This is a genomic window from Simiduia sp. (assembly GCF_058345725.1).
This window is the reverse complement of sequence record NZ_JBTUOC010000022.1, coordinates 1-24,856: the sequence shown is the minus strand read 5'-3', so window position 1 is coordinate 24,856 and position 24,856 is coordinate 1. Positions and strand designations below refer to the sequence as shown.

Genomic DNA, 24,856 nt, shown 5'->3' with positions numbered 1-24,856 from the left:
ACCCCCTGAAATGGGGGTGTTTTGTTTTCCGGCTGGGCGCCGTTGGCGTGTACAGGCCACAGACGTATATAGAGAGTTGATCATGCAGGCACAGGAAATTAAAGCGCTGTTGGAGTCCAGTATCGCCGACAGTCAAGTTGAAGTGCAGATAGACGGCAGTCACGTCAATTTGGTGGTAGTGAGCCCGGTATTTGAAGGTATGCGCGCCGTGCAGAAACAGCAGCTGGTGTACAAAGCGCTGGCTGACCAGATTGCCAGTGGTGTACTCCACGCAGTGAACATGAAAACCTTGACGCCCGCCGAGGCTGGCTAGCAACTGCACGACCGGTTTGGCCGGTACTCCTGTTACAAGTTAAGAGATCGATATGGATAAATTGCTCATCCAAGGTGGCGCCCGCCTCGACGGAGAAATCCGCATTTCAGGGGCTAAAAACTCCGGCCTGCCCATTTTGGCGGCCACATTGTTAGCCAAGGGGCCAATGCATATTTGCAATTTGCCACACTTGAATGACATCACCACTATGTTGGCGCTGCTGCGTTGCATGGGGGTGGAAATCACCATCGACGAAAAGATGTGCGTCGAAACCAACACTGAGCCCATGCGCGAATTTACCGCGCCCTATGAGCTGGTGAAAACCATGCGCGCCTCGATATTGGTGCTCGGGCCAATGTTGGCGCGCTTTGGTGAGGCCAATGTGTCCTTTCCTGGAGGCTGCGCCATTGGCAGCCGACCCGTGGATATTCACTTGCGCGGTCTCGAGGCCATGGGCGCCACCGTAGAGGTCGACCAGGGCTACATTCGCGCCCGCTGCGATGGCCGCTTGAAAGGTGCGCACTTCTTCATGGACATGGTCACCGTGGGCGGCACGGAAAACTTGGTGATGGCAGCGGCGCTGGCCGAGGGCAGGACGGTTCTTGAGAATGCCGCGCGCGAACCCGAAGTGGTGGATCTGTGCCAATGCTTAGTGGCCATGGGGGCGAAAATCAGCGGCATCGGCACAGCGACCTTAACCATTGACGGCGTCGAAGAACTCGCCGGCTGCACCTATAAAGTCATGCCAGACCGTATTGAAACGGGTACCTACCTAGTGGCGGCGGCGGCGACAGGTGGCCGAGTAAAACTGAAGGATACCCGGGCGGATATTCTCGAGTCGGTCATTTTGAAGCTTGAAGAGGCCGGTGCAGAAATTACCTGTGGCGAGGATTGGATCGAGCTCGATATGAAAGGGCGCAGGCCAAAATCTGTCAACCTGAAAACCGCACCTTACCCGGCTTTTCCCACCGAGATGCAAGCCCAGTTTACGGCCATGAATGCCATCGCCGAGGGCGTGGGCGCGGTCACCGAGACCATTTTCGAAAATCGGCTGATCCAAGTGCACGAACTCAATCGCATGGGTGCCAATATTTCTTTGGAGGGCAATACCGCCCTGATTACCGGCGTGCAAAAGCTAAAGGCCGCGCCGGTGATGGCATCGGATTTGCGAGCTTCTGCAAGCCTGGTCATTGCGGGTCTGGTGGCCGAGGGCGATACCCTGGTGGACCGTATTTACCACATCGATCGCGGTTACGAGTGTATTGAAGAAAAACTGCAGTTGTTGGGTGCGAATATCCGGAGGGTGCCAGGCTGATGACCAAGCTGACCATTGCCCTGACCAAGGGCCGCATTCTCGAGGAAACACTGCCGCTGCTAGCCGCTGCCGGTATTGAGCCGGAAGAGGATATCAGCAAATCGCGCAAGCTGATTTTTGGAACCAATCACAAAGATGTGCACCTGGTGGTACTGCGGGGTTCCGATGTGCCTACCTACGTGCAGTTTGGCGCGGCTGATATCGGCGTTTCCGGCAAGGATACTCTACTGGAAAACGGCGCCGAGGGGCTCTACGAGCCCTTGGATTTAAATATCGCCCGGTGTCGTTTAATGACGGCGGCGATTAAAGGGGCTCAGGCTCCCAGTGGCCGCCTGCGGGTGGCCACCAAATACGTGAATGTGGCAAAGCGCTACTATGCCGCCCAGGGTCGGCAGGCCGATATTATCAAGTTATACGGCGGCATGGAGCTGGCGCCCCTGATGGATTTGGCGGATGAAATCGTCGATATCGTCGATACCGGCAATACGCTCAAGGCCAATGGGTTGGAGGCGCGGGACCATATTGCCGATATCAGCTCGCGGCTGATCGTCAATAAGGCGTCCATGAAGATGAAGCACGCGCTGATACAGCGCATTATCGACGACATTGCCGCCGCCGTGGCGGTATAACCTTGGTCCAACGATGTCTTCCATGATTACCGAGTTAACTACCCGCGACCCCCAGTTTGACGCTCAGCTCGCCCGTTTGTTGGCCTTTGAGTCCATTAGCGATGCCGGCGTTGGCAGAGTTGTCGGCGAGATACTGCAGGCAGTGCGCATTCGGGGCGATGCCGCCCTGCTTGAGTACACTGCGCAGTTTGACCAGTTGACAGTGGCGAATGCCGCGGCGCTGGAAGTCGCCAAAGCAGATTTGGCGGCGGCCCACGACGCCCTGCCCGAAGATCAGCGCAGTGCTTTGGAGCTTGCAGCACAGCGGGTGCGCGACTATCACCAGCGCCAGCTGCAAGCGTCTTGGCAGTACCAAGAGGCCGATGGCACCCTGCTGGGGCAGCAGATCACAGCCATGGAGCGCGTGGGTATTTACGTACCTGGCGGCAAGGCGTCCTATCCCTCATCGGTATTGATGAACGCGATTCCCGCCAAGGTGGCGGGTGTTGACGAAGTGATTATGGTGGTGCCGGCGCCCAAGGGTGTACTCAACCCAATGGTATTGGCGGCAGCCCATATAGCGGGGGTGGATCGGGTGTTCACCGTGGGCGGTGCCCAGGCTATCGCGGCCTTGGCCTATGGCACAGATACCGTGCCGAAGGTGGATAAAATTGTTGGGCCGGGCAATATTTATGTGGCCACCGCCAAGCGCGCGGTATTCGGCACCGTTGCCATCGATATGATCGCCGGCCCTTCCGAAATTCTGGTGGTGTGCGACGGTCAAACCGATCCCGATTGGGTGGCGATGGATTTGTTTAGTCAGGCTGAGCACGACGAGCAGGCGCAGGCCATTCTCATCAGCCCGGATGCCGAGTTTCTAGTTGCGGTGAAGACTGCCATGGCGCGTCTATTGCCCACGCTCAGTCGCGCGGATATTGCTCGGCAATCACTGGCGGCGCGGGGCGCTTTGATTCACGTCGCGTCCATGGCGGAAGCTGTGGCGCTGACGAATCGCATTGCCCCGGAGCACCTTGAGTTGTCAGTGGCAGATCCGCAGGCACTGCTGCCAGAGATCCGCCACGCAGGTGCGATTTTTATGGGGCGCTACACAGCTGAGGCGCTGGGTGATTACTGTGCGGGCCCCAACCATGTGCTACCTACATCGGGCACTGCGCGCTTTTCCTCGCCCCTGGGCGTCTACGACTTTCAGAAGCGAACGTCGCTAATTATGTGTTCGGCCGCGGGCGCTAGCGAATTGGGTAAGTGTGCTAGCGTGCTGGCGCGCGGCGAGTCTCTGGAGGCGCATGCGCGCTCTGCGGAATACCGAATTCTAAAAGGCGAATAGCGACCGCGGTCGGTTAGGCGGTGGGTTGGGCGGTCATGGTCAGCTGCACCTCGGCCGACTGCAGCCCACGCTGAATGCGCAGCGAAATGCTGTCGCCGGGGCGGCTTTGCTCGATAAATTGCACGCCTTTTCTACCATCGCCGAGCGCTATGCCGTTGAGGTGGGTGATAATGTCGCCCGCTTTGATGCCCGCCAAATGCGCCGGGCTGTCTTTGTAAACACCGGTAACTATCACGCCAATATCTGCGGCTACTCCCAGATTGCGCGCCAGCTGCGGGCTAATGCGCTGTGCTTCGACGCCAATCCAGCCGCGTATTACATGGCCGTGTTCGGCAATGTCTTTGAGGGTGCGCAGGGCCATGTCGATGGGCACGGCAAAGCTGATGCCCACCGAAAACCCGGTTTTGTCCAAAATAGCGGTATTGATTCCGATTAAATTACCGTCTGCGTCAACCAGTGCGCCCCCCGAGTTACCGGGGTTGATGGCGGCATCGGTTTGCAGGTAGTTCTCAAAGGTGTTGATGCCCAGACCATAGCGCCCCACGGCACTGATTATGCCCTGGGTGACAGTCTGGCCCACACCAAAGGGATTGCCGATGGCGAGCACCACATCGCCCACGCGGGCTTTTGTTGGGTCGCCGATGGGTATGGCATGCAAGTTGTCCAGATTGATTTTCAGTACCGCCAGATCGGTGTCTGGGTCGGTGCCAATTAGGCGCGCTTGTGCCTCGCGCCCGTCGTTGAGCAGTACGACAATCTGATCGGCGCCGTTAATGACGTGATGGTTTGTAAGTACATACCCCTCGGGATTCATGATGACGCCCGAGCCCAACGAGCTCTGCAGTCGCTCCTGTTGGGGAATGTTGGCGTTGTTAAAAAAGTGCCGGAACAGCGGGTCATCTATCAAGGGGTGGCGCTGATTTTGTACTTTGCGCTGGGTGAATATGTTGACCACTGACGGCGCTGCTCGGCTGACGGCTTCAGCGTAGGAGTGGCGGGCGACTTGGGTGGGCGCGTCAGTGCTTGCAGGCCACTGCAAAAGTGGGCGCAGTTGTGGTGTCGCCAATAGCACTGCCAGCGCTATCAGCAGGCCGCAGGCCACTGGCCACGCTAAATAATCGAGTATTTTTTTCACCCATACCGCCCGAATTTGTCGTTGTGTCAGCGCGCTGACCGTGCGGTCGCTGCGCAAAAGTGACAATTATAAGGCATGGGCCGCACAATTGGCGTGCATTGGGTGGAATTTGCCCCCGGCCGCAGTGTGCCGGAGGCGACGGTTAGGCTTGGCGTTGCAGTATCAGCGTGTCGTCTTCTTCGGCAGGCTCGTCGTCCAGCCCGTAGGATTCGCTCAAAGTGCCGTGTTTGCCGGGGACTTTCGGTGCCCAGTCGGTGGGCGGGCGAATGCTCTCTGGGTCTTGATCGGGCGACTTTTCCAGCAACTTGCCATCGCCGGCCTGAGTGATTTGGCGGCTGAGGTCTGCATTGCCCAACTTGAGAGCCGATGCGGCCAAGTGTTCGTGCACGTCGCGGTAAGAGCGCGTCAGATTGTTGATAAGTTGCGAGGTGTCGACAAAATGTTGTGTGACTTCTTGCTGATATTCGCGCAGCTGCGTCTCGGCTTCCAGCAGTTGCGATTCCAGTTCGCGGTTGATTTTTTCTTGCGGGCGCAAAGCAAACATTAAAAAGGCGCCAATCACACCGCCTAGTAATAGGCAGGTTAAAACGGTCAGGATCAAAGTACTTAGCGAAAACACAGGGCTCTCCTTCAGGGTGCCAAATTCACAACGTGTGGCTTAAAGCGCGCCTTGCTCCGTGCCATAATGCGCGCCCCGAGCCGCTGGGCGGCAGCTCTAGTATCTATTATATGCTGTTATACCGGTGAATGGATCACTATCTTATGCGCAAATGATTGAAGGAGTGTAAGGGTGCAGGTTTTCGATGTGCAAGAGCGGTCGGTGTTAATTGCCGGCCCGGCTGGTCAACTTGAGGCGCGCGTACAAGCCGGCGACCCCACGGGTGATTTGGCGTCGCGCCAGGCCGCGGTCGTGATTGGCCATCCGCACCCAGAACACGGCGGCACCATGACCAACAAAGTTGTCGCCACCTTGGCCCGGGCTTACCAGCAGTTGGGTGTAGCTACGGTTCGATTTAATTTTCGCGGCGTAGGTGCAAGCGATGGTTGTTATGATCAAGGGCGCGGCGAAAGCGACGATTTGGTGGCAGTTGCGCAATGGGTGCTTGCGCAATTGCCGCAGGTGCAGTTGTTGTTAGCGGGCTTTTCCTTTGGTTCGGCGATGGCGGCAACCGCTAGCTGGCGCCTGGCGCCGGCGCACTTGACACTGATTGCGCTGCCCGTCGAGCGCTACGCTTACGACCAGGGAGGCCGGTTTTCGTGTCCGGTTGCCGTGCTCATTGGGGCGGCGGATGAGTTGGTTGACGTGGCCGGTGTTGAACGCTGGGCGGCGGAGCTTGGCAGTCCTTGCGTATTTACGAGTTTGCCCGAGGCGGGGCACTTTTTTCACGGCCAGCTCCACGCACTTAAGCAGTGGCTGCAGCACGTGTTGCCCGCCCAACTAACGGTGTAATTTGGATAGTATGAGTTTGTATGAACGTTTCTGATCTCACTCCTTTGGCGCGTTATCAGCAGGATATCGCCGGCGGCTTTAAAGTTGATGCCGCGCAACAGCGGGCGATTGAGTTGCTGCAAGATCTCTACGAGCGATTGCTGGCTGCGCCTCGGCCCGCTAGGCCCGGCTGGTGGACACGACTCATTGGCGCTCAGCGCCCGATAACCCCGGAGAAGGGGTTGTACTTTTGGGGTGGGGTCGGGCGCGGAAAGACCTATTTAATGGATGTGTTCTACGACTCGCTGCCCTTCGAGCAAAAAATGCGGGTGCATTTTCATCGTTTTATGAAGCGGGTTCACCAAGAGCTAAAAGGCTTGGGCGGTGAGAAAAACCCCCTAGAAAAAGTGGCAGACCGGCTGGCTAGCGAAACCCGAGTAATCTGCTTCGATGAGTTTTTTGTCAGCGACATTACCGATGCCATGATTCTGGGCACCTTGCTGCAAGCGCTGTTTAACCGTGGGGTAACCCTGGTGGCTACCTCCAATATTGTGCCCGATGGCCTCTATAAAGACGGCCTGCAGCGCGCCCGCTTTTTGCCGGCCATCGCCATGCTCAACGAGCACACGCAGGTGGTCAATGTGGATGGCGGGGTGGACTATCGGCTGCGCGCCCTGGAGCAGGCTGAACTCTATCATTCGCCGCTGGGGCCGGAGGCCGAGGTGGCCATGAAGCAAAGCTTTGAGGCCCTGGTGCCCGATCACGAAGAAATCGAACAGGATGTGGACCTGGAAGTGGAGGGGCGCATACTGCGGGCCCGGTTTGAGGGCGAAGACGTCGTCTGGTTTGATTTCAAGGTGTTGTGCGATGGCCCACGTTCGCAGAACGACTATATTGAGTTGGCCAAGATTTACCATGCGGTGCTGGTCACCGATGTGCCTGTACTCGGTGGTCAGAAGGATGATCAGGCTCGGCGCTTCATTAATATGGTAGATGAGTTTTATGACCGGAATGTCAAGCTGGTCATCTCCGCCGAAGTGCCCTTGACCGAGCTCTATAGCGGCGGCCGGCTAAACTTCGAGTTCGAGCGCACCAGCAGCCGCCTGCTGGAGATGCAAAGCAAAGACTACCTGGCCAAGCCCCACAAACCCTGATGTCAGGGTGAAAAAGCGCTTGAAAAGGCTATGCCGAGTCTGTAGTATGCGCGCTCTTTTTGTGGGAAGACCCTCGTTAAAGGCGATATAACATGAAGACTTACAGTGCTAAACCCGAAACAGTCCAGCGTGACTGGTTCATTGTCGATGCTGATGGCAAGACTCTCGGCCGTATGGCTACAGAGATCGCTAGTCGTCTGCGTGGCAAGCACAAGCCTGAGTACACCCCGCATGTGGACACTGGCGACTACATTGTTGTAGTCAACGCAGAGAAAGTGCGTGTTACTGGAAACAAAGAGACGGACAAGTTGTACCACCGTCACACCGAGTTTCCTGGCGGCCTGAAGACCATGAGCTTTGAAAAGCTGCGTGATCATGCCCCCGAGCGCATTATCCAGAGTGCTGTTAAGGGCATGCTGCCCAAAGGCCCTCTTGGACGCGCCATGTTCCGCAAGCTGAAAGTGTACGCTGGTAGTGCTCACCCGCACACTGCACAGCAACCTAAAGAACTGAATATCTAAGGAAGCTGAAAATGGCAGATACTCAATACTACGGTACGGGTCGCCGCAAGACCTCAACTGCGCGTGTATTTATCAAGCCGGGCAGTGGCAACATCACTATCAACGAGCGCTCCATTGAGGCCTATTTCGGTCGCGAAGTAGCCCGTATGATCGTTCGTCAGCCGCTCGAGCTGACTGACAACGCAGAAAAGTTTGACGTGACTGTTACCGTTAAAGGCGGTGGTAGCTTCGGTCAGGCCGGTGCAATCCGTCACGGTTTGACCCGTGCGCTGATGGCTTACGACGAAGCGTTGCGTCCTTCACTGCGCGAAGCGGGTTATGTTACCCGTGACTCACGTGAAGTTGAGCGTAAGAAAGTGGGCTTGCGCAAAGCGCGTAAGAAACCACAGTTCTCCAAGCGTTAATTCGCAGCCTGCCTGGCAGGTGGAAACGAAAGGCGTGCCCTCCGGGCGCGCCTTTTTTGTTTCTAACCTACCCATTTGCCCCTAAACGAGGCGTGATCCGTGGTTATCCTTGTCAGTTGTGGTCATTTTCTTTAAGATTGTGCGACTTTTTGGGGTGCATAAATTAAGCTATTTCTTTTTTTATTTCAGTCATTTACTGGCTCTTGTAGCTGTGATGGGAGAGAAACGTCATGAGCAATGACGGTGTAAACGAGGGGCGTCGTCGTTTTTTGACTGCAGCCACCTCTGTTGTTGGCGCTGTGGGCGCCGTCGGTGTAGCGGTACCTTTTGTTGGGTCCTGGAATCCGAGCGCCAAGGCTAAAGCCGCTGGTGCCCCGGTTCGGGCAAACGTATCAAAGCTTGAACCTGGTCAGATGATCGTTGTCGAGTGGCGTGGTAAGCCGGTTTACATCGTCCGTCGAACCGAAGAATCATTGAATGCATTGCCGGGTATGGCGGAGCGCTTGCGCGATCCGGAGTCCGTAGAAGAACAACAGCCCGCCTATGCGAAGAATGAATTTCGCTCTATTAAACCCGAATTCTTAGTTTTGCTAGGCCTGTGTACACACCTGGGCTGTGCGCCAATGTACCGCCCGGATGTGGGTGCCGCGGATTTGGGGGGTGACGAGTGGCTGGGTGGTTTCTTCTGTCCTTGCCATGGCTCTAAGTTCGATTTGGCCGGTCGCGTATTTAAAGGCGTGCCTGCACCGATTAACTTAGAAGTTCCACCCTATACCTTTGAAACCGAATCAGTTGTGCTGATCGGCGTAGATCAGGAGGCGTAAACAATGATGAATTGGCTCACAGGTCTATGGGGTTGGGTTGACGAGCGCTTACCTGTACAGCGCGCGTGGGACACCCACATGGCGAAGTATTATGCGCCCAAAAACTTTAACTTCTGGTACTTCTTTGGCGTCTTGTCCATTTTAGTCCTGGTTAACCAGTTATTGACCGGTATCTGGCTCACCATGAGCTATACCCCCACCGCTGAAGGTGCCTTCGCGTCCGTTGAGTACATCATGCGCGACGTGGATTTTGGCTGGATTATTCGCTACATGCACTCCACCGGTGCCTCGGCATTTTTCCTTGTGGTTTACCTGCATATGTTCCGCGGCTTGATGTATGGCTCTTATAAAGCGCCCCGCGAGCTGGTGTGGATCTTTGGTATGACGATCTACGTGGCGCTGATGGCCGAGGCCTTCATGGGTTACGTGCTGCCCTGGGGGCAGATGTCCTACTGGGGTGCGCAGGTAATCGTATCGCTGTTTGGTGCCATCCCTGTGGTGGGCGATGACCTGGTGCAGTGGATTCGCGGTGACTACCTGATTTCCGGCATTACGCTGAACCGCTTCTTTGCCTTGCACGTGGTGGCACTGCCCATCGTGTTGTTGGCGCTGGTGGTGCTACATATTCTGGCGCTGCACGAAGTGGGTTCCAACAACCCCGATGGCGTTGAAATTAAAAAGACCAAAGATGAAAACGGTGTACCGCTCGACGGCGTACCTTTCCATCCTTTCTATACCGTGCACGATCTGGTGGGTGTCACAGTATTCTTGTTCGCCTTCTGCTTTGTAATCTTCTTCATGCCAGAAATGGGTGGCTTCTTCCTGGAGTACGCCAACTTTGAAGAGGCCAACAACCTGAAGACCCCGCCGCATATTGCGCCAGTGTGGTACTTCACGCCTTTCTATGCGGTATTGCGCGCAGTCACCATTGATATTGGCCCGCTGAGCTCCAAGTTCCTTGGCCTGGTGGCCATGGGTGGCGCCATTGCGATCCTGTTCGTGTTGCCGTGGCTGGATAAGAGTCCAGTGAAGTCCATGCGCTACAAAGGCTTTATGCCGCGTGTGTCGCTGATGATTTTTGCCGCTATGTTCGTGGTCTTGGGTTACTTGGGTGTTAAGTCTCCCACCGATGGTCGTACGCTGTTGGCGCAGTTGGCAACGGTTTACTACTTTGCCTATTTTATCCAGATGCCTATGTTCACCAACCCGATCAAGCCTTCAAGCACTTTCTTGAACTGGCTCATCGCGGCGGTGCTGGGCGGCATGATGATATACATGTCTATCGCCGCAGCGGCGAAAGTGCCGGTGTTTATCGTATTGTTCGGCATTGCGCTGGGTGGGTTTGTACTCTTGTCCCCCTGGTTGACGAGTAAAGACAAGGTGTTGCCTGAGCCAGCGCGCACCCAGGCTAAAGGCTTGAGTCCAGGTTTAGTGTGGGGCGGTTTCTTCCTGTTCTTAGCACTGACTATCGTGCCCATCAAAGCTGTAGGTGCCGAAGGGCAGTACGCCTGTGGCAGCATCGAGTGCGATGTAATGGTGCCGGATCTGGAGAATAAAGAGTCTTTGCAGCGCGGTGCCCAGTTGTTTACCAACTATTGCATGGGTTGCCACGCTGCCAGTTTTTCGCGTTTTGAGCGTGTGGCGGACGATTTAGGTATTCCCCATGACGTGATGCAGGAAAATCTGGTGTTTGGCGATCGCCGCATCGGCGAACTGATGACCATATCCATGGACCCGGCCAAATCCAAGGCCTGGTTTGGTGCCGCGCCGCCAGATTTGACGCTGGTGGCGCGCGCGCGCAATCCCGAGTGGCTCTATACTTATCTGCGCAATTTTTATAAAGATGACACCCGCCCCACGGGCGTGAACAACCGCGTATTCGAAAGTGTCGCGATGCCCCACGCCATGATCGAACTGCAGGGTCTGGCAGAGTGTGCCCCTGGCCCGCGATTTGAGCACGGTCGGCCGGTGCGCGATCCAGTAAGCGGTGCGGTTATCGCCGACGACCCCTGTGGCAGCCTGAAAGTGGGTGAGCACAAGGGCACTATGAATGCCGAGGAGTTTGATCAGGCCATTTACGATCTCGTGAACTTCTTGGAATACGTTGCCGAACCTTATGCTCTCGATCGCGAGCGCATAGGTATCTACGTGTTGCTGTTTTTATTGGTGCTGTTTGTCTTTGTTTACTTGCTCAACCGCGAGTATTGGAAAGACATACACTGATACCAATGCTTGCTCGGGCGGCCTGTGGAAACGCAGTGCCGCCCTTGTTTATTACTGAATTGATAATACTGAGGTGAATCCAATGGGTGCAGTCGCGAAGCGATCATCTATGACCTATTTTTCTGACGCGAGTGACCACTACAGCCACCGGGTCCGCATTGTCTTGGCGGAGAAGGGGGTCACCGTAGATGTTGAGGACATAGATCCAGAGGCCAAACCTGCCGAGCTTGCAGACCTGAATCCCTATAATTCCCTTCCAACTCTGGTCGATCGCGATTTGGCACTCTACGAGACCAAGGTCATGATGGAGTATTTGGACGAGCGATTCCCGCACCCGCCATTGCTGCCGGTGTACCCCGTTGCACGTGCCCAAAGCAGGCTGTGGATGTATCGCATTGAGCGCGATTGGTGCCCGCTAATTGACGTGATCTTGGAAAACAGCAGCAAAGACGCGGTGACCAAGGCTCGCAAAGAATTGCGCGAAAGCTTTACTGCAATTGCGCCCATCTTTTCCGAAATGCCGTTTTTCATGAGCGAAGAGTTCACTTTGGTAGATTGCTGTTTAGCGCCCATTTTCTGGCGCCTCGATAGCTTGGAAATTAATATTCCGCAGACCAAGGCCACTAAACCATTGTTTGATTACATGGACCGTCTGTTTGCCCGCGACTCTTTTCGCGAGAGCCTGACAGAGCTTGAAAAAGACATGCGGTCCGGTAAGAAGAAGTAAGTGAAGGGGGCTTGTCCCCCTTTGTACTATCGGGGTATTGCCCCAAAGCAAGCGCAACGCTGTAGGAGTTCCTCCACCATGCCCATGACGTCCAGTCGCCCCTATATGATCCGAGCTCTGTACGAGTGGATTGTCGATAACAACTGCACGCCATATATTTTGGTGGATGCGCAGGCAGCAGACGTGGAAGTGCCGCAGCAACACGTCAATAAAGACGGCCAGATTGTCCTGAATATTTCGCCCTCTGCTGTGATGGGTTTGAGTTTGGAAAACCAAGCGATTCGCTTTAACGCCCGCTTTGGCGGCATTCCGACGGATATCTATGTGCCGTCGCGCGCGGTACTCGGAATATATGCGCGCGAAAACGGTCAGGGCATGGTATTTGAACCCGAATTAGAGCCAGAGCCAACACCGCCGGAGCCGACACCGAAAAAGGCTCCGCCCAAAGCGGTGAAAGACTCGGGTGGCAGGCCTAGCTTGCGCGTTGTTAAATAAGCATCGGGGGCCTTGGCCCCCTTTTTCGTGGCGCTGTCGCCATTGATAGACATTTTGTGAGTAACGCTATGCTTGGATTGGGCCAGTTTCATACGCTACCAGTGGCCAAATTGACGGATTTTGGCGCATTTTTAGAAACGCCAGAAGGCAACCAGATTTTATTGCCCAAGCGCTTTGTGTCCGATGCCGTCACCCCCGGTGCGTTTGTGCGGGTATTTGTTTACTTGGATTCAGAAGATAGGCCCGTGGCCACCACCGAAACACCTAAGGTGCTAGTGGGGCAATTTGCATTGCTAAAGGCTACAGCTATCACCCGATTTGGCGCCTTTCTCGACTGGGGCCTGGGCAAGGAATTGCTGGTGCCCTTTGCCGAGCAGCAGCGGCCCATGGAGGAGGGCAAGCAGTATTTGGTGCGGGTCTTTGTAAATGAGCAGGATGGGCGTATTGTCGCCAGCTCCAAGCTCGATAAATTTCTCGATAACTTCAAGCCGCGCTTTACCCCTGGACAGGCGGTCGACTTGATCATCGGCAGCTCTACGGACCTGGGCTTCAAGGCCATCGTCAACCACAGCCACTGGGGCGTGCTCTATGCCTCTGACGTGCACCAGCGACTGAGCTTTGGGCAGCAGGTTTCCGGGTTTATCAAGCGGGTGCGGCCGGACGGAAAGATCGACCTAAGTTTGCACAGCGGTGCGCAAAATCGCGATTTGCTGGCCCAGAAAGTAATCGATTATCTGACGCGCCAAGGAGGCTATGCCCCGCTGCACGACAAATCGGCGCCAGAGGCGATTACTCAGGCGTTGGGTATGAGCAAGGCGGCGTTTAAGCGCACCATTGGCAGTCTCTACAAGGCGGGTGTGCTGGAATTGGAGTCCGATGGCATCCGCTTGAAGTAAAACGGCCCGGGTTGGGGCAGGGCGAACCCGTGCCCCACAGGCGGCTATTGTTGTGTTTCCTGGGCGGAGAATTCGCCGGCAAAGAGTGCACTTGAGAGGTAGCGCTCGCCGGAATCTGGCAAAATGACCACGATGGTTTTGCCGGCATTTTCTGGCTTTTCTGCAACTTTTAGTGCCGCTGCCGTGGCAGCACCGCACGAAATTCCCGCCAGAATCCCTTCTTCTTTCATCAATCGGTGGGCCGTGGCTATGGCTTCCTCGTTAGTGACCTGCACTGTGCCATCCACCAGGCTAAGGTCCAAATTGTCTGGCACGAAGCCTGCGCCTATACCCTGAATTTTGTGCGGAGCCGGCGTCACTTCTGAACCGGCCATGGTTTGGCTGATTACTGGGCTGTGCTGGGGTTCCACGGCGAGCGCTTGAATCATTTTTCCACGCGTGTGTTTAAAGTAGCGCGCGATACCGCTGATGGTGCCACCGGTGCCCACGCCGGCCACCAGAATATCGACATTGCCGTCGGTATCGTTCCAGATCTCCGGGCCGGTTGTCGCTTCGTGTACGGCCGGGTTGGCCGGATTTGAAAACTGTTGCGGCATGAAGTGTGCGGCCGGGTTTTGTGCGGCGATTTCCTGCGCCTTTTCAATCGCACCTTTCATACCTTTTTCGCCGGGCGTCAATACCAGCTCGGCACCTAGCGCTTTGATCAACTGCCGGCGCTCCAGGCTCATGGTATTGGGCATGGTGAGTACCAACCGATAGCCGCGGGCGGCGCAGACGTAGGCTAGGGCGATTCCGGTGTTGCCACTGGTGGGCTCGACCACTGTCATGCCCTGCTTGAGTAAACCCTGCTTTTCAGCTTCCCAAATCATGTTGGCGCCGATACGGCATTTCACCGAGCCGGCCGGATTTCTAGACTCTAACTTGGCCAGAATTTTATGCTTTGAAAGCCGGTTGAGCTGCACCAGAGGGGTCTTTCCAATCGTGAGCGAGTTGTCTGTGTAGATATTACTCATGGCGTCCTGTTCCTGTGGTTTAAGGGGGCGAGCAAATTTCGCGTTGATAATGCGTTTAACTGAGCGATAGAGCAGTCTTAATGGAAAACGGTGCCTAACGGCGGCGAAGTTCTGTTATCTAGCGATATTCTCAGTCGCTTATATCACTGCCGCATTATAATGACTATTTACATAGCGAATTCTTATTGGTGATCAACATCTGGCTCCATAATACTGAGGGTGCTTCTGGTTATGCAGGACCGGCCTTAGAGCGGGCCAGTAAACCAGAGAAGTAGCCTAAAATAATACAGAAGGAGGCTCTATGGCCATTTTGGAGCATACACTCGGCATTCTGCTACACCCCGATAGTGAGTGGAAGGCGATTCGCAATGAGCGCCACTCATTTGCGCAAGTTTTTTTAAGTCACGTCCCATTCCTTGCACTGATTCCCCCGGTGGCTGCCTATTTTGGTGTGACCCAAGTGGGTTGGACTGTCGGCGACGGCGAGGTGGTAAAGCTGACCGCCGAATCGGCACTGTCGCTTTGTATTATGACGTATTTCGCGCTCATGGCGGGCGTTTATGTGCTGGGCGAATTCATAAACTGGATGGCCAAAACTTACGGCGTCACCGATTCTGCCGAGCAGCGCCACTACGAGGGCACGGCGCTGGCCGTGTATGTCACAACCCCGGTTTTTCTGGCTGGCATTGTGGGGGTTTACCCCGAGCTGTGGCTCAACGCTGCAGCAACGATAATCGCGGGTTGCTACGCGGTTTATCTGGTGTATGAGGGCATTCCCATCCTCATGAATATCGATAAAGAGCGCGCCTTTATGTACGCCACATCGGTGGTGACAGTGGGCTTGGTGATGCTGGTCATCGTGCGTGTGGGCACCGTCATCGTCTGGGGAATGGGTGTTGGCCCCGTCTACGTGGATTGACGAAGCTGTTAGATTGCAGCCATAAAAAAACCCCGCTAAGCGGGGTTTTTTTATGGCGCTAGAAGGCTGGCCAAATTAGCTGTTGCCTTCAGTCTTATCGATGATCTTATTGGCTTTGATCCAAGGCATCATGGCGCGCAACTTGTGGCCCACCTGCTCGATACCGTGTTCGCCGGCGATACGACGCTTGGCCTTCATTACCGGATAGCCCGCCTGGCATTCCAGAATGAAATCGCGCACGAAACGGCCTTCCTGAATATCTTTCAGTACGCGTTTCATCTCCGCTTTGGTTTCTTCGGTGATGATGCGTGGGCCGGTGGCGTAGTCGCCGTACTCCGCCGTGTTGGAGATGGAGTAGCGCATGTCGGCGATGCCGCCCTGGTACATCAGGTCGACGATCAACTTCAGTTCGTGCAAGCACTCAAAGTACGCCATTTCGGGCGCGTAACCGGCTTCAACCAGCGTTTCAAAACCGGCCTCAACCAGTGCCGAGGCCCCGCCGCACAATACGGCTTGCTCGCCAAACAAATCGGTTTCCGTTTCCTCGCGGAAGTTGGTTTCAATGATGCCCGAGCGGCCGCCGCCGTTGGCAGACGCGTAAGACAGTGCCAGATCTTTGGCTTTGCCGGTGGCATCTTGATAGATGGCGATCAGTGTAGGCACGCCGCCGCCCTCGAGGTAAGTCGAGCGAACGGTGTGGCCTGGGCCCTTGGGGGCGACCATGATGACATCGACATCGGCTGGTGGCTGAATCAGTTGGAAGTGAATGTTCAGGCCGTGAGCGAAGGCCAGAGCAGAGCCCGGCTTCAGGTTCGGGCCGATGTCCTTGGCGTAGATGCTGGCCTGATGCTCGTCCGGGCACAGAATCATGGTGACGTCGGCATCTTTCACGGCGTCGGCAATTTCGGCAACTTTCAGGCCGGCTTTCTCGGCCTTGGCCCAGCTTGAAGACCCTTTGCGCAGTGCTACCACAACGTTAGCAACGCCAGAGTCTTTCAGGTTTTGCGCGTGGGCGTGACCCTGTGAGCCGTAACCCACGATCGCAACGTTCTTTCCTTTGATGATGGAAAGGTCGCAGTCTTTGTCGTAGTAAACTTGCATGGCTAAATCCTATGTTTGTCGTTCAAAGTTGATTGGGTGCAAGTATTAAAGGCTTAATACTTTTTCACCGCGTGCAATACCCGATACGCCGGTGCGTACCACTTCCAAAATTGCGCTTTCACCTACGGACTGAACAAAGGCGTCCAGTTTGTCGGAAGTGCCTGCGACTTGGACGATGTACACACTGGGTGTGACATCGACAATTTGACCGCGAAAGATGTCAACACAGCGTTTAATCTCTTCGCGCTGGTTGCCAATGGCTTTAACTTTGATAAGCATTAATTCGCGTTCGATGTGGGCGCCCTCGGTGAGGTCTACCAATTTAACCACGTCGATAAGCTTATTCAGGTGCTTAGTAATTTGCTCAATCTTGTGATCGTCGCCAATGGTTGTCAGCGTCAGGCGCGACAGGGTTGCGTCTTCCGTCGGCGCCACAGTCAGGCTTTCAATATTGTAGCCCCGCTGTGAAAATAGGCCTACAACGCGCGAGAGGGCGCCCGGTGCATTTTCCATCAGCACAGAAATAATACGTCTCATCAGGTGCGCTCCGTCTTGCTCAGCCACATGTCACGCATGGTGCCCGGTGCAATTTGCATGGGGTACACATGCTCGGCAGGGTCCACCTGAATATCCATAAACACTAGGCGATCCTTCAGGGCAAAACACTCTTCCATTTTGGCTTGTAAATCTTCTTTTCTGTCTACGCGCATGCCCACGTGACCATAGGCCTCCGCGAGCTTGATGAAATCGGGCAGGGAATCTTCGTACAGCGATTCAGAATAGCGGCTGCTGTACTGCATATCCTGCCACTGCTTCACCATCCCCAGAGCCTGGTTGTTCAGGCAAATAATTTTTACGGGTAGGTGATATTGGGTGCAGGCCGAAAGCTCCTGGATACACATTTGAATAGAGCCTTCGCCGGTTACACAGGCGACGGTGGCGTCTCGGTGAGCCATCTGTACACCCATGGCTGCGGGCAGGCCAAAGCCCATGGTGCCAAGACCGCCCGAGTTGATCCAGCGGCGCGGTTTGTCAAAGCCGTAGTATTGCGCGGCAAACATCTGGTGTTGGCCCACATCGGAGGTCACATAAGCATCGCCACCGGTGACTTTATGCAGTGTCTTGATGACGTCCTGCGGCATGATGAGCTCGCTGTCGCTATTGTAGCGGGGAGCGGCGTAAATACCGTGGCGCGCGCGCCAGTCTTCAATTTGCTGCCACCAATCGCCCAACATTTTTTCGTCTGGTCGCTCTTTAATTTCTGACAGCAGGCCCAGCATGTCTTTCATGACGCTGGCCACCGAGCCCACGATAGGTATATCGGCGGATACCGTTTTTGAGATGGAGGCCGGGTCAATATCGATATGAATGATCTTGGCCTGCGGGCAGAATTTGTTGGGCGTGTTGGTCACTCGGTCGTCAAAGCGCGCGCCCACCGCCAGGATGACATCGGCATGGTGCATGGCGGTGTTTGCTTCATAGGTGCCGTGCATGCCCAACATGCCTAGCCAGCGCTGGTCGGACGCGGGAAAGCCGCCCAGGCCCATCAGCGTCGTGGTCACTGGAAAATTGAGGCTGCGGGCGAATTGAGTCACCAGCGCCGAGGCATTGCCCTGTACCACACCGCCACCGGCGTATATCACCGGGCGACGGGCAGTCATCAAGAGTTGAACGGCCTTGCGAATCTGGCCGCTATGACCTTTCTCGATGGGCGTGTAAGAGCGCAGCTTGATTTTTTTGGGGTAGCTGTACTCAAATTTGTCGTGCGGATTGGTGACATCCTTGGGCAAATCCACCACCACCGGGCCGGGTCGACCGGTGGAAGCAATGTAATAGGCTTTCTTAATGGTTGCTGGTATATCCGCCTGATTCTTTACCAAAAAACTGTGTTTTACGATGGGGCGCGATACCCCAACCATGTCGGTTTCCTGGAAGGCGTCTTCGCCGATTTTCTCGGAGGGTACCTGGCCTGAAATCACCACCATGGGAATGGAGTCCATGTAGGCTGTGGCAATCCCCGTAATGGCATTAGTGGCGCCGGGGCCTGAGGTTACCAGTACGGTACCTACTTTGCCGGTGGCGCGGGCATAGCCGTCGGCGGCATGGGTCGCCGCCTGTTCGTGGCGCACTAAAATATGCTTGATTTTTTGTTGTCTGAAAATTGCATCGTATATATGCAGGGCTGATCCACCTGGATAGCCAAAAATGTGTTCAACGCCTTCGTCTTGTAAAGCGCGAATCAACATGTCGCCGCCGGAAAGCAGTTCCACCTTATTTCCCCTTGAAGAATTTGCATTAATCTACGCTAAATGCGCCACTGGGCACCCAACCAAACAGGTATGCCCTAACTCAATGCTGAATTAGCTTTTGATTAACCGGTTCTGCGCGCTTTTAACGCCGCGAGATCCGGAACAAGATGGCGTCGGTGGACGCATCTTCGCAACTCTGGATGGTGAGGCGGGTGGTTGACCTGCCGGGGTAGAAAAGAACTGGGTTTACCAGTATGTCTATAGCCATCTAGCGAACCAGCAATTCTGGCAATTTAGCAAATAAAGTCAAGTGCTTAGCCCAAAAAGTGGCAAACGTACCGCCTACTCCCGTATTTGTGAGGTACTTGGTAGGTTTTATTGCTCTCAGGTAGTATAGTCTTATGCTGATAACCTAATTTGGAGTATGGACCTCGCCATGCGTACTTTGTTTTTAGCCGGCTTTCTCTTAGTTGGCACCGCTATTTCAGGTTTAGTTGAGGCTAAAGAGTTTTATAAGTGGGTCGACGACGACGGTGTGACCCACTATACCGTGGCGGCACCAAAGGATCGTCCCTCTACATTAATTCGCACGCAAATAGGCGCGGGTGCCACTAAGGGTAATAGCCGGGCAATTCCGGCGAGCAGGGCGCTACCCGGCGATGAAACCGGCAGCGCGCCACAGGCAAAAGCTAAAGCAAAACCGGAGCAAGCACCGCAAATGACGGCGGTAGATCCACAGCGCTGTGCGGTGGCGCAGTCGAACATTGAAACGCTGTCTAACCACGCACGTATCAAAGTAACGGATGCTGATGGCAGTATTCGCTATTTAACAGATGAGGAGCGCAACGAAAAAATGGCGGAGGCGGAGGCTGCCATCCGCGAAAGTTGCGAGTAGCGCAATACCACAAGTGAAAAAAGGCGCCCTGGCGCCTTTTTTTGTTTGTTGTGCGCGGGTGAAGGTCGCTCAGCGGAGCTGGAAATGGACCTTGTCGCCGTCGAGGGTAGCACTAATGTTGTCGCCGGGGGCAAATTCGCCGGCAAGAATTGCCTGCGCCAAGGGATTTTCAATGATCTGCTGTACGGCGCGCTTTAGCGGACGCGCACCGTACACCGGGTCGTAGCCGGCGGCCAATATTTTTTCCATCACCGGGTCGGCCAGCGTTAAGGTGAGTTCGCGCTCTTTCAAGCGCTTCTCCAGCAACGCCAATTGCAACTTGGCTATGCCCCGAATCTGTTCGCGGCCGAGCGGGTGGAAGACCACCGCCTCGTCGATTCGGTTGACGAACTCTGGACGAAAGTGCTGGCCGACCACCTCCATAACCGCCGCTTTCATGGCTTCGTAGCGACTCTCGGCATTGTCGTCGCTCGACAGCGCCTGAATGCGGTCGGAGCCCAGGTTGGAAGTCATCACGATAACTGTATTGCGGAAGTCCACCGTGCGCCCTTGGCCGTCGGTCAGGCGGCCGTCGTCGAGCACTTGCAGCAGAATATTGAATACGTCCGGGTGGGCTTTTTCCACTTCGTCCAGCAGCAATACCGAGTAGGGTTTACGCCGAACGGCCTCGGTCAGGTAGCCGCCTTCCTCATAGCCCACGTAGCCCGGCGGGGCACCAATCAGGCGAGCGACGGAATGTTTTTCCATAAATTCTGACATGTCGATGCGCACCATAGCGTCGGCAGTATCGAATAGAAATTCTGCTAGGGTTTTGCACAATTCGGTTTTGCCGACGCCGGTTGGCCCCAAAAATAGGAAGGAGCCGTTGGGGCGGTTCGGGTCTGACAGGCCCGCGCGCGAGCGTCGAACGGCGTTGGCAACCGCCAGTACGGCCTCGGTTTGTCCGATGACTTTTTTGTGCAGTGCCGTTTCCATTTGCAGCAATTTTTCGCGCTCGCCCTCCAGCATTTTACTGATGGGGATACCTGTCCATTTGGACACAACTTCGGCAATTTCTTCTTCCGTGACTTTATTGCGCAGCAGCTTCATCTCCATCATTTCGGCCTGACTGGCCATATCGAGCTGCTTTTCCAGTTCCGGAATAATGCCGTACTGCAGTTCAGACATGCGTGCCAAGTCGCCCGCTCTACGGGCGGATTCCATGTCCTGGCGCGCCTGTTCCAGGCTACTTTTGATGTCCTGCGAGCCGCTGAGCGCTGCTTTTTCCGTGCGCCAGATTTCTTCCATGTCGGCAAACTCTCGTTCTACCTTGTCAATTTCACCGTCGAGCATGGACAGTTGCTTTTTGGCAGCATCGGTTTCATCTTTTTTAACGGCTTCGCGCTCAATTTTTAGCTGAATCAACCGGCGTTCAAGTCGGTCCATTTCTTCGGGCTTGGAGTCGATTTCCATGCGAATACGGCTGGCGGCCTCATCTACCAGGTCGATGGCTTTGTCGGGCAGCTGGCGATCGGTAATGTAGCGCTGGGATAACTTTGCCGCGGCAATGATGGCCGAATCGGTAATGTCGACGCCGTGATGAACCTCGTAGCGCTCCTTCAGCCCCCGTAATATGGCGATGGTGTCCTCTTCGCTGGGCTCGTCGACCAATACTTTTTGGAAGCGGCGTTCGAGTGCGGCATCTTTCTCGATAAACTGTCGATACTCATCCAGGGTAGTGGCGCCAACGCAGTGCAATTCACCTCGCGCCAGGGCGGGTTTCAGCATATTGCCGGCGTCCATGGCGCCCTCCGCTTTACCTGCGCCCACCATGGTGTGCAACTCGTCAATGAACAAAATGATGCGGCCTTCTTGTTTGGCAAGCTCGTTCAATACATTTTTTAGGCGCTCTTCAAACTCGCCGCGAAATTTTGCGCCGGCAAGCAGCGAGCCAAAATCTAATGACAGCAGTCGCTTGTTTTTAAGTCCCTCTGGCACTTCGCCATTAATAATACGCTGGGCCAGCCCCTCGACGATGGCAGTTTTACCGACCCCGGGCTCACCGATCAGCACGGGGTTGTTTTTGGTGCGGCGCTGCAACACTTGAATAGTGCGACGGATTTCATCGTCGCGGCCGATAACGGGGTCGAGCTTACCGGCCTCGGCGCGGGCAGTGAGATCAATAGTAAATTTTTCCAGCGCCTGGCGGTTGCCTTCTGCATCGGGGCTCTCGACCTTTTCGCCGCCACGCACCTTTTCCACTGCGGTGCGCAAGCGGCTGACCTCGCCAAACTGGGCGAGCATTTTTGCCAGCTCGCTGGTGCCTTCTTCCATGGCAGCCAGCAACAGTGTCTCACTGGAAATAAATTTATCGCCCACTTTTTGCGCGTGCTTATCGGCAAGGTTGAGCAGCCGGCCGAGTTCCGGCGACATGTGCACGTCGCCGGTGGGCGTTTGAATACGGGCGAGGTGATCGAGGCGCTTGGCCAGTTCGTTGCGCAAGCCGGTGACATCAAAGCCCGCCTGTGCCAGCAGGGGCCGTATCATGCCGCCTTGCTGATCCAAAAGCGCAAGCAATAGATGACTGGGCTCCAGCTGTGGGTGATCGCGTCCGACGGCCAATGACTGGGCGTCAGACAGGGCAATTTGCAGCTGGTTGGTCAGACGATCGATACGCATGCGTACACCTCAAAGTGAATATTGCTTCACTGATTAGGTAAGGGTAGCAGGCGCCGAATTCAAGCGTGCACGCCGCGCACACTGGCAATCAGGTGCGCCAGATGACGCTGGCCATGCGTCCGGTAACGCCGTCGCGCCGGTAGGAATAGAAGTGTTCGCTATCAGAATAGGTGCACAGGTTGCCGCCATAAATTTTGTCGACACCACTTTGTCGCAGTGCCAACCGAGCCAGCTGGGTGAGGTTTGCATAGAATTTAAGCGGCCGCGACGCGGGAGTAAATGCCTGGGCAATGGCGTCGGCAGCGGTTTCGGTGGCGGCCAGGGCGAAGAACGCCTCCAGCACATCTACGCCCACTTCGAAATGGTTCGGGCCGATGGCGGGGCCCAGGTAAGCTAGCAAATGCCCGGGTGGCTGGTCGAACTGAGCAACGGATTGGGCAACTATGCCTTTTGCCAGGCCGCGCCAGCCCGCGTGAACGGCGGCGACCTGCTGCCCCTGTTGATCGCACAGCAGTATGGGCAAACAGTCGGCGGTGAGAATGGCGCAGGCCAGATTGTTCTGCTGGGTGGTGCAGGCGTCGGCGGTGCGGGTTAAGCCGTCTTCGCTGGCGGCCACCACATCGGTGCTGTGAATCTGTTCTAGCCATTGAATGTGACCGACGTTCAACTGGTTTTTTAGTTGGTGGCGGTTTGCGTTTACATGGGCGGCATTGTCGCCCACGTGCAAGGCCAGATTGGCCTGGCCATAGGGGCCCTCACTGACGCCGCCTAGCCGGGTCGTGATGACAGCTTTAACATTGGCCGGGGCCGGCCATTCTGGGTGGTGCATGTGCAGTTCACTGGCCAAGGCCATCCTCCTGAGCAAGTCTCGCCAGCAGATCGTTGAAATCATCCGGGCGCCCGGCGTGCCATTGCATGGGCTCGCCGATGACCGGGTGTATCAGCCCCAGTTGCGTGGCGTGCAATGCCTGACGGGGAAAGGCTAGCAGTGTTGCACGCAAATCTGCGCTTAGCCCCGCAGCCAGCTGCCGTCCGCCCGCATAGGTTTGGTCGCCCACCAGCGGGTGTTTCAGCCAGGCCATGTGTACGCGGATTTGGTGAGTGCGACCGGTGGCCAGTTGGCAGCGCACCAGTGTGTAGTGCAAGAAGCGCTGCTGGATATTGTAGTGGGTAATGGCCTCTTTGCCGTGTTCGACCACCGCCATTTTTACCCGTTGGGTGGGGTGGCGACCAATGGGTTGCGCCACAGTGCCACCGGCGATCAGGCGACCGAGCACCAGGGCATCGTACTCGCGCTTGACGGTGCGAGCCTGCAGCTGCGCCACCAGATGGGTTTGCGCTGTTAGGGTTTTCGCCACCACCATCAACCCGGTGGTGTCTTTGTCGAGCCGGTGCACAATACCCGCCCTGGGGACTTGTTGCAGTTGTGGGCAGTGGTGCAGCAGGGCATTTAGCAGGGTGCCATCGCTGTTACCGGCGCCGGGGTGGACCACCAGGCCCGCAGGTTTGTTGAGCACCAGCAGGTGATCATCTTCAAACACGATGTCCAGGTCCATGGCTTGCGGTTGCCAGTCGCCGGCGGCCGCCAGGGTCGCATTTAAGCTGAGTAGTTCGCCGCCAAAACACTTGTCCTTTGGTTTGCAGGGCTTGCCATCGAGCCGCAGTGCACCCTCCTTTATCCAGCTTTGCAGCCGGGCGCGCGAGTAATCGGGAAACAGGTTGCTGGCCAGGGCGTCGACGCGCGCGCCGCCGGCGTTTAGGGGGATTCGAGCTTCGAGCTGGATTTGTTGGCTATCCGTTGGCATGGGGGTTTGGTATCTTGTGCGGCTGTGTTTAAATGGCCGTCTAGTTTACGCGCTGGCGCTCGATAACCCTAGTCATTGGTGAATCGGAGCCGGGCGCGCTGTTGGTTAACCAGGCCTTCGGCCCAGAAAACCCAGCAGATCACGGAACAAACAACACGACATGGCCTCTAAGACCCCTAATAGCCCCCAAGAGTAGTAACATGATCCTCCGTCTTACCCCCGTTTTGGCGCTGCTGGTAGCGCTGTTGGTGACCGGTTGTTCAAGTACCGACGAACAGCCCAAGCAATCCACAGAAAAAGAATTCTACGACGTTGCCCAACGCATGCTAAATAGCAGCCAGTGGGAAGTGGCAATCCGGAATTTGCAGTTGCTGGAGGAAAACTTCCCCTTCGGCGCCTATGCCGAGCAGGCGCAATTGGAGCTGATTTACGCCTATTACAAAAGCAATCAGCCCGAGGCAGCAATTGCGGCAGCGGATCGCTTTATTCGTCTGCACCCGCAGCACCGCAATACGGATTATGCCTACTACATGAAGGGGCTGACCTCCTATACACAAAATCAGGGTTTGTTTGAGCGCTTTATTCCCACAGACATGACCGACCGCGACCCAGGTGCGGCGCGCGAATCCTTTGCCCATTTTGCCCAACTGCTGGCCCGCTACCCAGACAGCCAGTACGCGCCAGATGCTCGCAAACGTATGATTCACCTGCGCAATAATTTGGCGCGCTATGAGATTCACGTAGCCAACTATTACTTTAAGCGCGGCGCATATTTAGCGGCGGCTAATCGAGGCCGCTACGTGGTAGAAAACTTTCAGCAGACGCCC

25 protein-coding genes are annotated in these 24,856 nt (G+C 55.7%); 16 read left to right on the top strand and 9 right to left on the bottom strand.

Going from position 1 to position 24,856, the window contains the following annotated elements:
- Window positions 1–82 precede the first annotated feature (82 nt).
- Genes ACW8F6_RS05260 through hisD form a run of 4 tightly spaced genes read left to right on the top strand, consistent with a single transcriptional unit; the run spans window position 83 to window position 3,581 of the window.
- Window positions 83–313, top strand: a complete 231-nt coding sequence (locus ACW8F6_RS05260) for a BolA family protein (RefSeq protein WP_491574800.1) — start codon at window positions 83–85, stop codon at window positions 311–313.
- 52 nt (window positions 314–365) lie between these two features.
- Entirely contained in the window at window positions 366–1,628 is a 1,263-nt protein-coding gene (gene murA, locus ACW8F6_RS05255; protein ID WP_491574799.1) for a UDP-N-acetylglucosamine 1-carboxyvinyltransferase, read from the top strand.
- Entirely contained in the window at window positions 1,628–2,257 is a 630-nt protein-coding gene (gene hisG, locus ACW8F6_RS05250; RefSeq protein WP_491574798.1) for an ATP phosphoribosyltransferase, read from the top strand. Before murA ends, hisG begins: the two co-directional genes overlap by 1 nt.
- Before the next feature lie 13 nt (window positions 2,258–2,270).
- Window positions 2,271–3,581, top strand: a complete 1,311-nt coding sequence (gene hisD / locus ACW8F6_RS05245) for a histidinol dehydrogenase (RefSeq protein ID WP_491574797.1) — start codon at window positions 2,271–2,273, stop codon at window positions 3,579–3,581.
- A gap of 13 nt (window positions 3,582–3,594) precedes the next feature.
- Here hisD and ACW8F6_RS05240 read toward each other — a convergent pair whose 3' ends face one another.
- Window positions 3,595–4,716, bottom strand: a complete 1,122-nt coding sequence (locus ACW8F6_RS05240; RefSeq protein ID WP_491574796.1) for a trypsin-like peptidase domain-containing protein — start codon at window positions 4,714–4,716, stop codon at window positions 3,595–3,597.
- A gap of 142 nt (window positions 4,717–4,858) precedes the next feature.
- A complete protein-coding gene (locus tag ACW8F6_RS05235) occupies window positions 4,859–5,335 on the bottom strand; it encodes a Z-ring associated ZapG family protein (protein ID WP_491574795.1) in 477 nt (158 codons plus the stop codon).
- A gap of 171 nt (window positions 5,336–5,506) precedes the next feature.
- On the opposite strand from ACW8F6_RS05235, the gene ACW8F6_RS05230 reads away from it, so the two are divergent.
- The 9 genes from ACW8F6_RS05230 to ACW8F6_RS05190 all read left to right on the top strand — a co-directional run bounded on the left by ACW8F6_RS05230 (window position 5,507) and on the right by ACW8F6_RS05190 (window position 13,389).
- The gene (locus tag ACW8F6_RS05230) at window positions 5,507–6,166 is read left to right on the top strand and encodes an alpha/beta hydrolase (protein ID WP_491574794.1); all 660 of its coding nucleotides are present in this window, start codon (window positions 5,507–5,509) and stop codon (window positions 6,164–6,166) included.
- 20 nt (window positions 6,167–6,186) lie between these two features.
- Window positions 6,187–7,299 carry a cell division protein ZapE gene (gene zapE, locus ACW8F6_RS05225; protein WP_491574793.1) on the top strand — a complete coding sequence of 371 codons (1,113 nt, stop codon included), beginning with the start codon at window positions 6,187–6,189 and terminating at the stop codon, window positions 7,297–7,299.
- 92 nt (window positions 7,300–7,391) lie between these two features.
- Window positions 7,392–7,820, top strand: a complete 429-nt coding sequence (gene rplM / locus ACW8F6_RS05220; RefSeq protein WP_183910629.1) for a 50S ribosomal protein L13 — start codon at window positions 7,392–7,394, stop codon at window positions 7,818–7,820.
- Between the two features lie 11 nt (window positions 7,821–7,831).
- Window positions 7,832–8,224 carry a 30S ribosomal protein S9 gene (gene rpsI / locus ACW8F6_RS05215; protein ID WP_491574792.1) on the top strand — a complete coding sequence of 131 codons (393 nt, stop codon included), beginning with the start codon at window positions 7,832–7,834 and terminating at the stop codon, window positions 8,222–8,224.
- A 230-nt stretch (window positions 8,225–8,454) separates the two neighbouring features.
- Entirely contained in the window at window positions 8,455–9,048 is a 594-nt protein-coding gene (gene petA, locus ACW8F6_RS05210; RefSeq protein ID WP_491574791.1) for a ubiquinol-cytochrome c reductase iron-sulfur subunit, read from the top strand.
- 3 nt (window positions 9,049–9,051) lie between these two features.
- Window positions 9,052–11,271 (top strand): ubiquinol-cytochrome c reductase, encoded by a 2,220-nt coding sequence (locus ACW8F6_RS05205; protein WP_491574790.1) that lies wholly within the window; start codon window positions 9,052–9,054, stop codon window positions 11,269–11,271.
- Window positions 11,272–11,353: 82 nt separating this feature from the next.
- Window positions 11,354–11,998 (top strand): glutathione S-transferase N-terminal domain-containing protein, encoded by a 645-nt coding sequence (locus ACW8F6_RS05200; protein ID WP_491574789.1) that lies wholly within the window; start codon window positions 11,354–11,356, stop codon window positions 11,996–11,998.
- A 78-nt stretch (window positions 11,999–12,076) separates the two neighbouring features.
- Window positions 12,077–12,493 (top strand): ClpXP protease specificity-enhancing factor, encoded by a 417-nt coding sequence (locus ACW8F6_RS05195; protein ID WP_491574788.1) that lies wholly within the window; start codon window positions 12,077–12,079, stop codon window positions 12,491–12,493.
- A gap of 56 nt (window positions 12,494–12,549) precedes the next feature.
- A complete protein-coding gene (locus ACW8F6_RS05190; protein ID WP_491574787.1) occupies window positions 12,550–13,389 on the top strand; it encodes a CvfB family protein in 840 nt (279 codons plus the stop codon).
- 44 nt (window positions 13,390–13,433) lie between these two features.
- Here the strand turns inward: ACW8F6_RS05190 and cysK are convergent, their stop codons facing one another.
- Window positions 13,434–14,402, bottom strand: coding sequence for a cysteine synthase A (gene cysK, locus ACW8F6_RS05185; protein ID WP_491574786.1), 969 nt, complete (start codon window positions 14,400–14,402; stop codon window positions 13,434–13,436).
- 301 nt (window positions 14,403–14,703) lie between these two features.
- Here cysK and ACW8F6_RS05180 point away from each other — a divergent pair, with 301 nt between their 5' ends.
- The gene (locus tag ACW8F6_RS05180) at window positions 14,704–15,321 is read left to right on the top strand and encodes a Yip1 family protein (protein WP_491574785.1); all 618 of its coding nucleotides are present in this window, start codon (window positions 14,704–14,706) and stop codon (window positions 15,319–15,321) included.
- Window positions 15,322–15,396: 75 nt separating this feature from the next.
- Here the strand turns inward: ACW8F6_RS05180 and ilvC are convergent, their stop codons facing one another.
- From ilvC to ACW8F6_RS05165, 3 genes are read right to left on the bottom strand one after another with little or no spacing between them, the layout of a single operon-like run.
- Window positions 15,397–16,422 carry a ketol-acid reductoisomerase gene (ilvC, locus tag ACW8F6_RS05175; RefSeq protein WP_491574784.1) on the bottom strand — a complete coding sequence of 342 codons (1,026 nt, stop codon included), beginning with the start codon at window positions 16,420–16,422 and terminating at the stop codon, window positions 15,397–15,399.
- A 45-nt stretch (window positions 16,423–16,467) separates the two neighbouring features.
- Window positions 16,468–16,959: an acetolactate synthase small subunit gene (ilvN, locus tag ACW8F6_RS05170; protein ID WP_491574783.1), complete on the bottom strand. Its 492-nt coding sequence runs from the start codon at window positions 16,957–16,959 to the stop codon at window positions 16,468–16,470.
- Window positions 16,959–18,692: an acetolactate synthase 3 large subunit gene (locus ACW8F6_RS05165; protein ID WP_491574782.1), complete on the bottom strand. Its 1,734-nt coding sequence runs from the start codon at window positions 18,690–18,692 to the stop codon at window positions 16,959–16,961. The genes ilvN and ACW8F6_RS05165 overlap by 1 nt, the downstream gene beginning before the upstream one ends.
- A 415-nt stretch (window positions 18,693–19,107) precedes the next feature.
- On the opposite strand from ACW8F6_RS05165, the gene ACW8F6_RS05160 reads away from it, so the two are divergent.
- The gene (locus ACW8F6_RS05160; RefSeq protein ID WP_491574781.1) at window positions 19,108–19,566 is read left to right on the top strand and encodes a hypothetical protein; all 459 of its coding nucleotides are present in this window, start codon (window positions 19,108–19,110) and stop codon (window positions 19,564–19,566) included.
- 69 nt (window positions 19,567–19,635) lie between these two features.
- Here the strand turns inward: ACW8F6_RS05160 and clpB are convergent, their stop codons facing one another.
- The 3 genes from clpB to rluD all read right to left on the bottom strand — a co-directional run bounded on the left by clpB (window position 19,636) and on the right by rluD (window position 24,029).
- On the bottom strand, window positions 19,636–22,224 hold the full coding sequence (gene clpB / locus ACW8F6_RS05155) for an ATP-dependent chaperone ClpB (protein ID WP_491574780.1): 2,589 nt from the start codon (window positions 22,222–22,224) through the stop codon (window positions 19,636–19,638).
- Window positions 22,225–22,312: 88 nt separating this feature from the next.
- Window positions 22,313–23,077 (bottom strand): peptidoglycan editing factor PgeF, encoded by a 765-nt coding sequence (gene pgeF / locus ACW8F6_RS05150; protein WP_491574779.1) that lies wholly within the window; start codon window positions 23,075–23,077, stop codon window positions 22,313–22,315.
- Entirely contained in the window at window positions 23,061–24,029 is a 969-nt protein-coding gene (gene rluD, locus ACW8F6_RS05145) for a 23S rRNA pseudouridine(1911/1915/1917) synthase RluD (RefSeq protein WP_491574778.1), read from the bottom strand. The genes pgeF and rluD overlap by 17 nt, the downstream gene beginning before the upstream one ends.
- A 203-nt stretch (window positions 24,030–24,232) precedes the next feature.
- On the opposite strand from rluD, the gene ACW8F6_RS05140 reads away from it, so the two are divergent.
- Window positions 24,233–24,856 (top strand): outer membrane protein assembly factor BamD (locus ACW8F6_RS05140; RefSeq protein WP_491574820.1); only part of this gene is annotated, 624 nt, incomplete at its 3' end.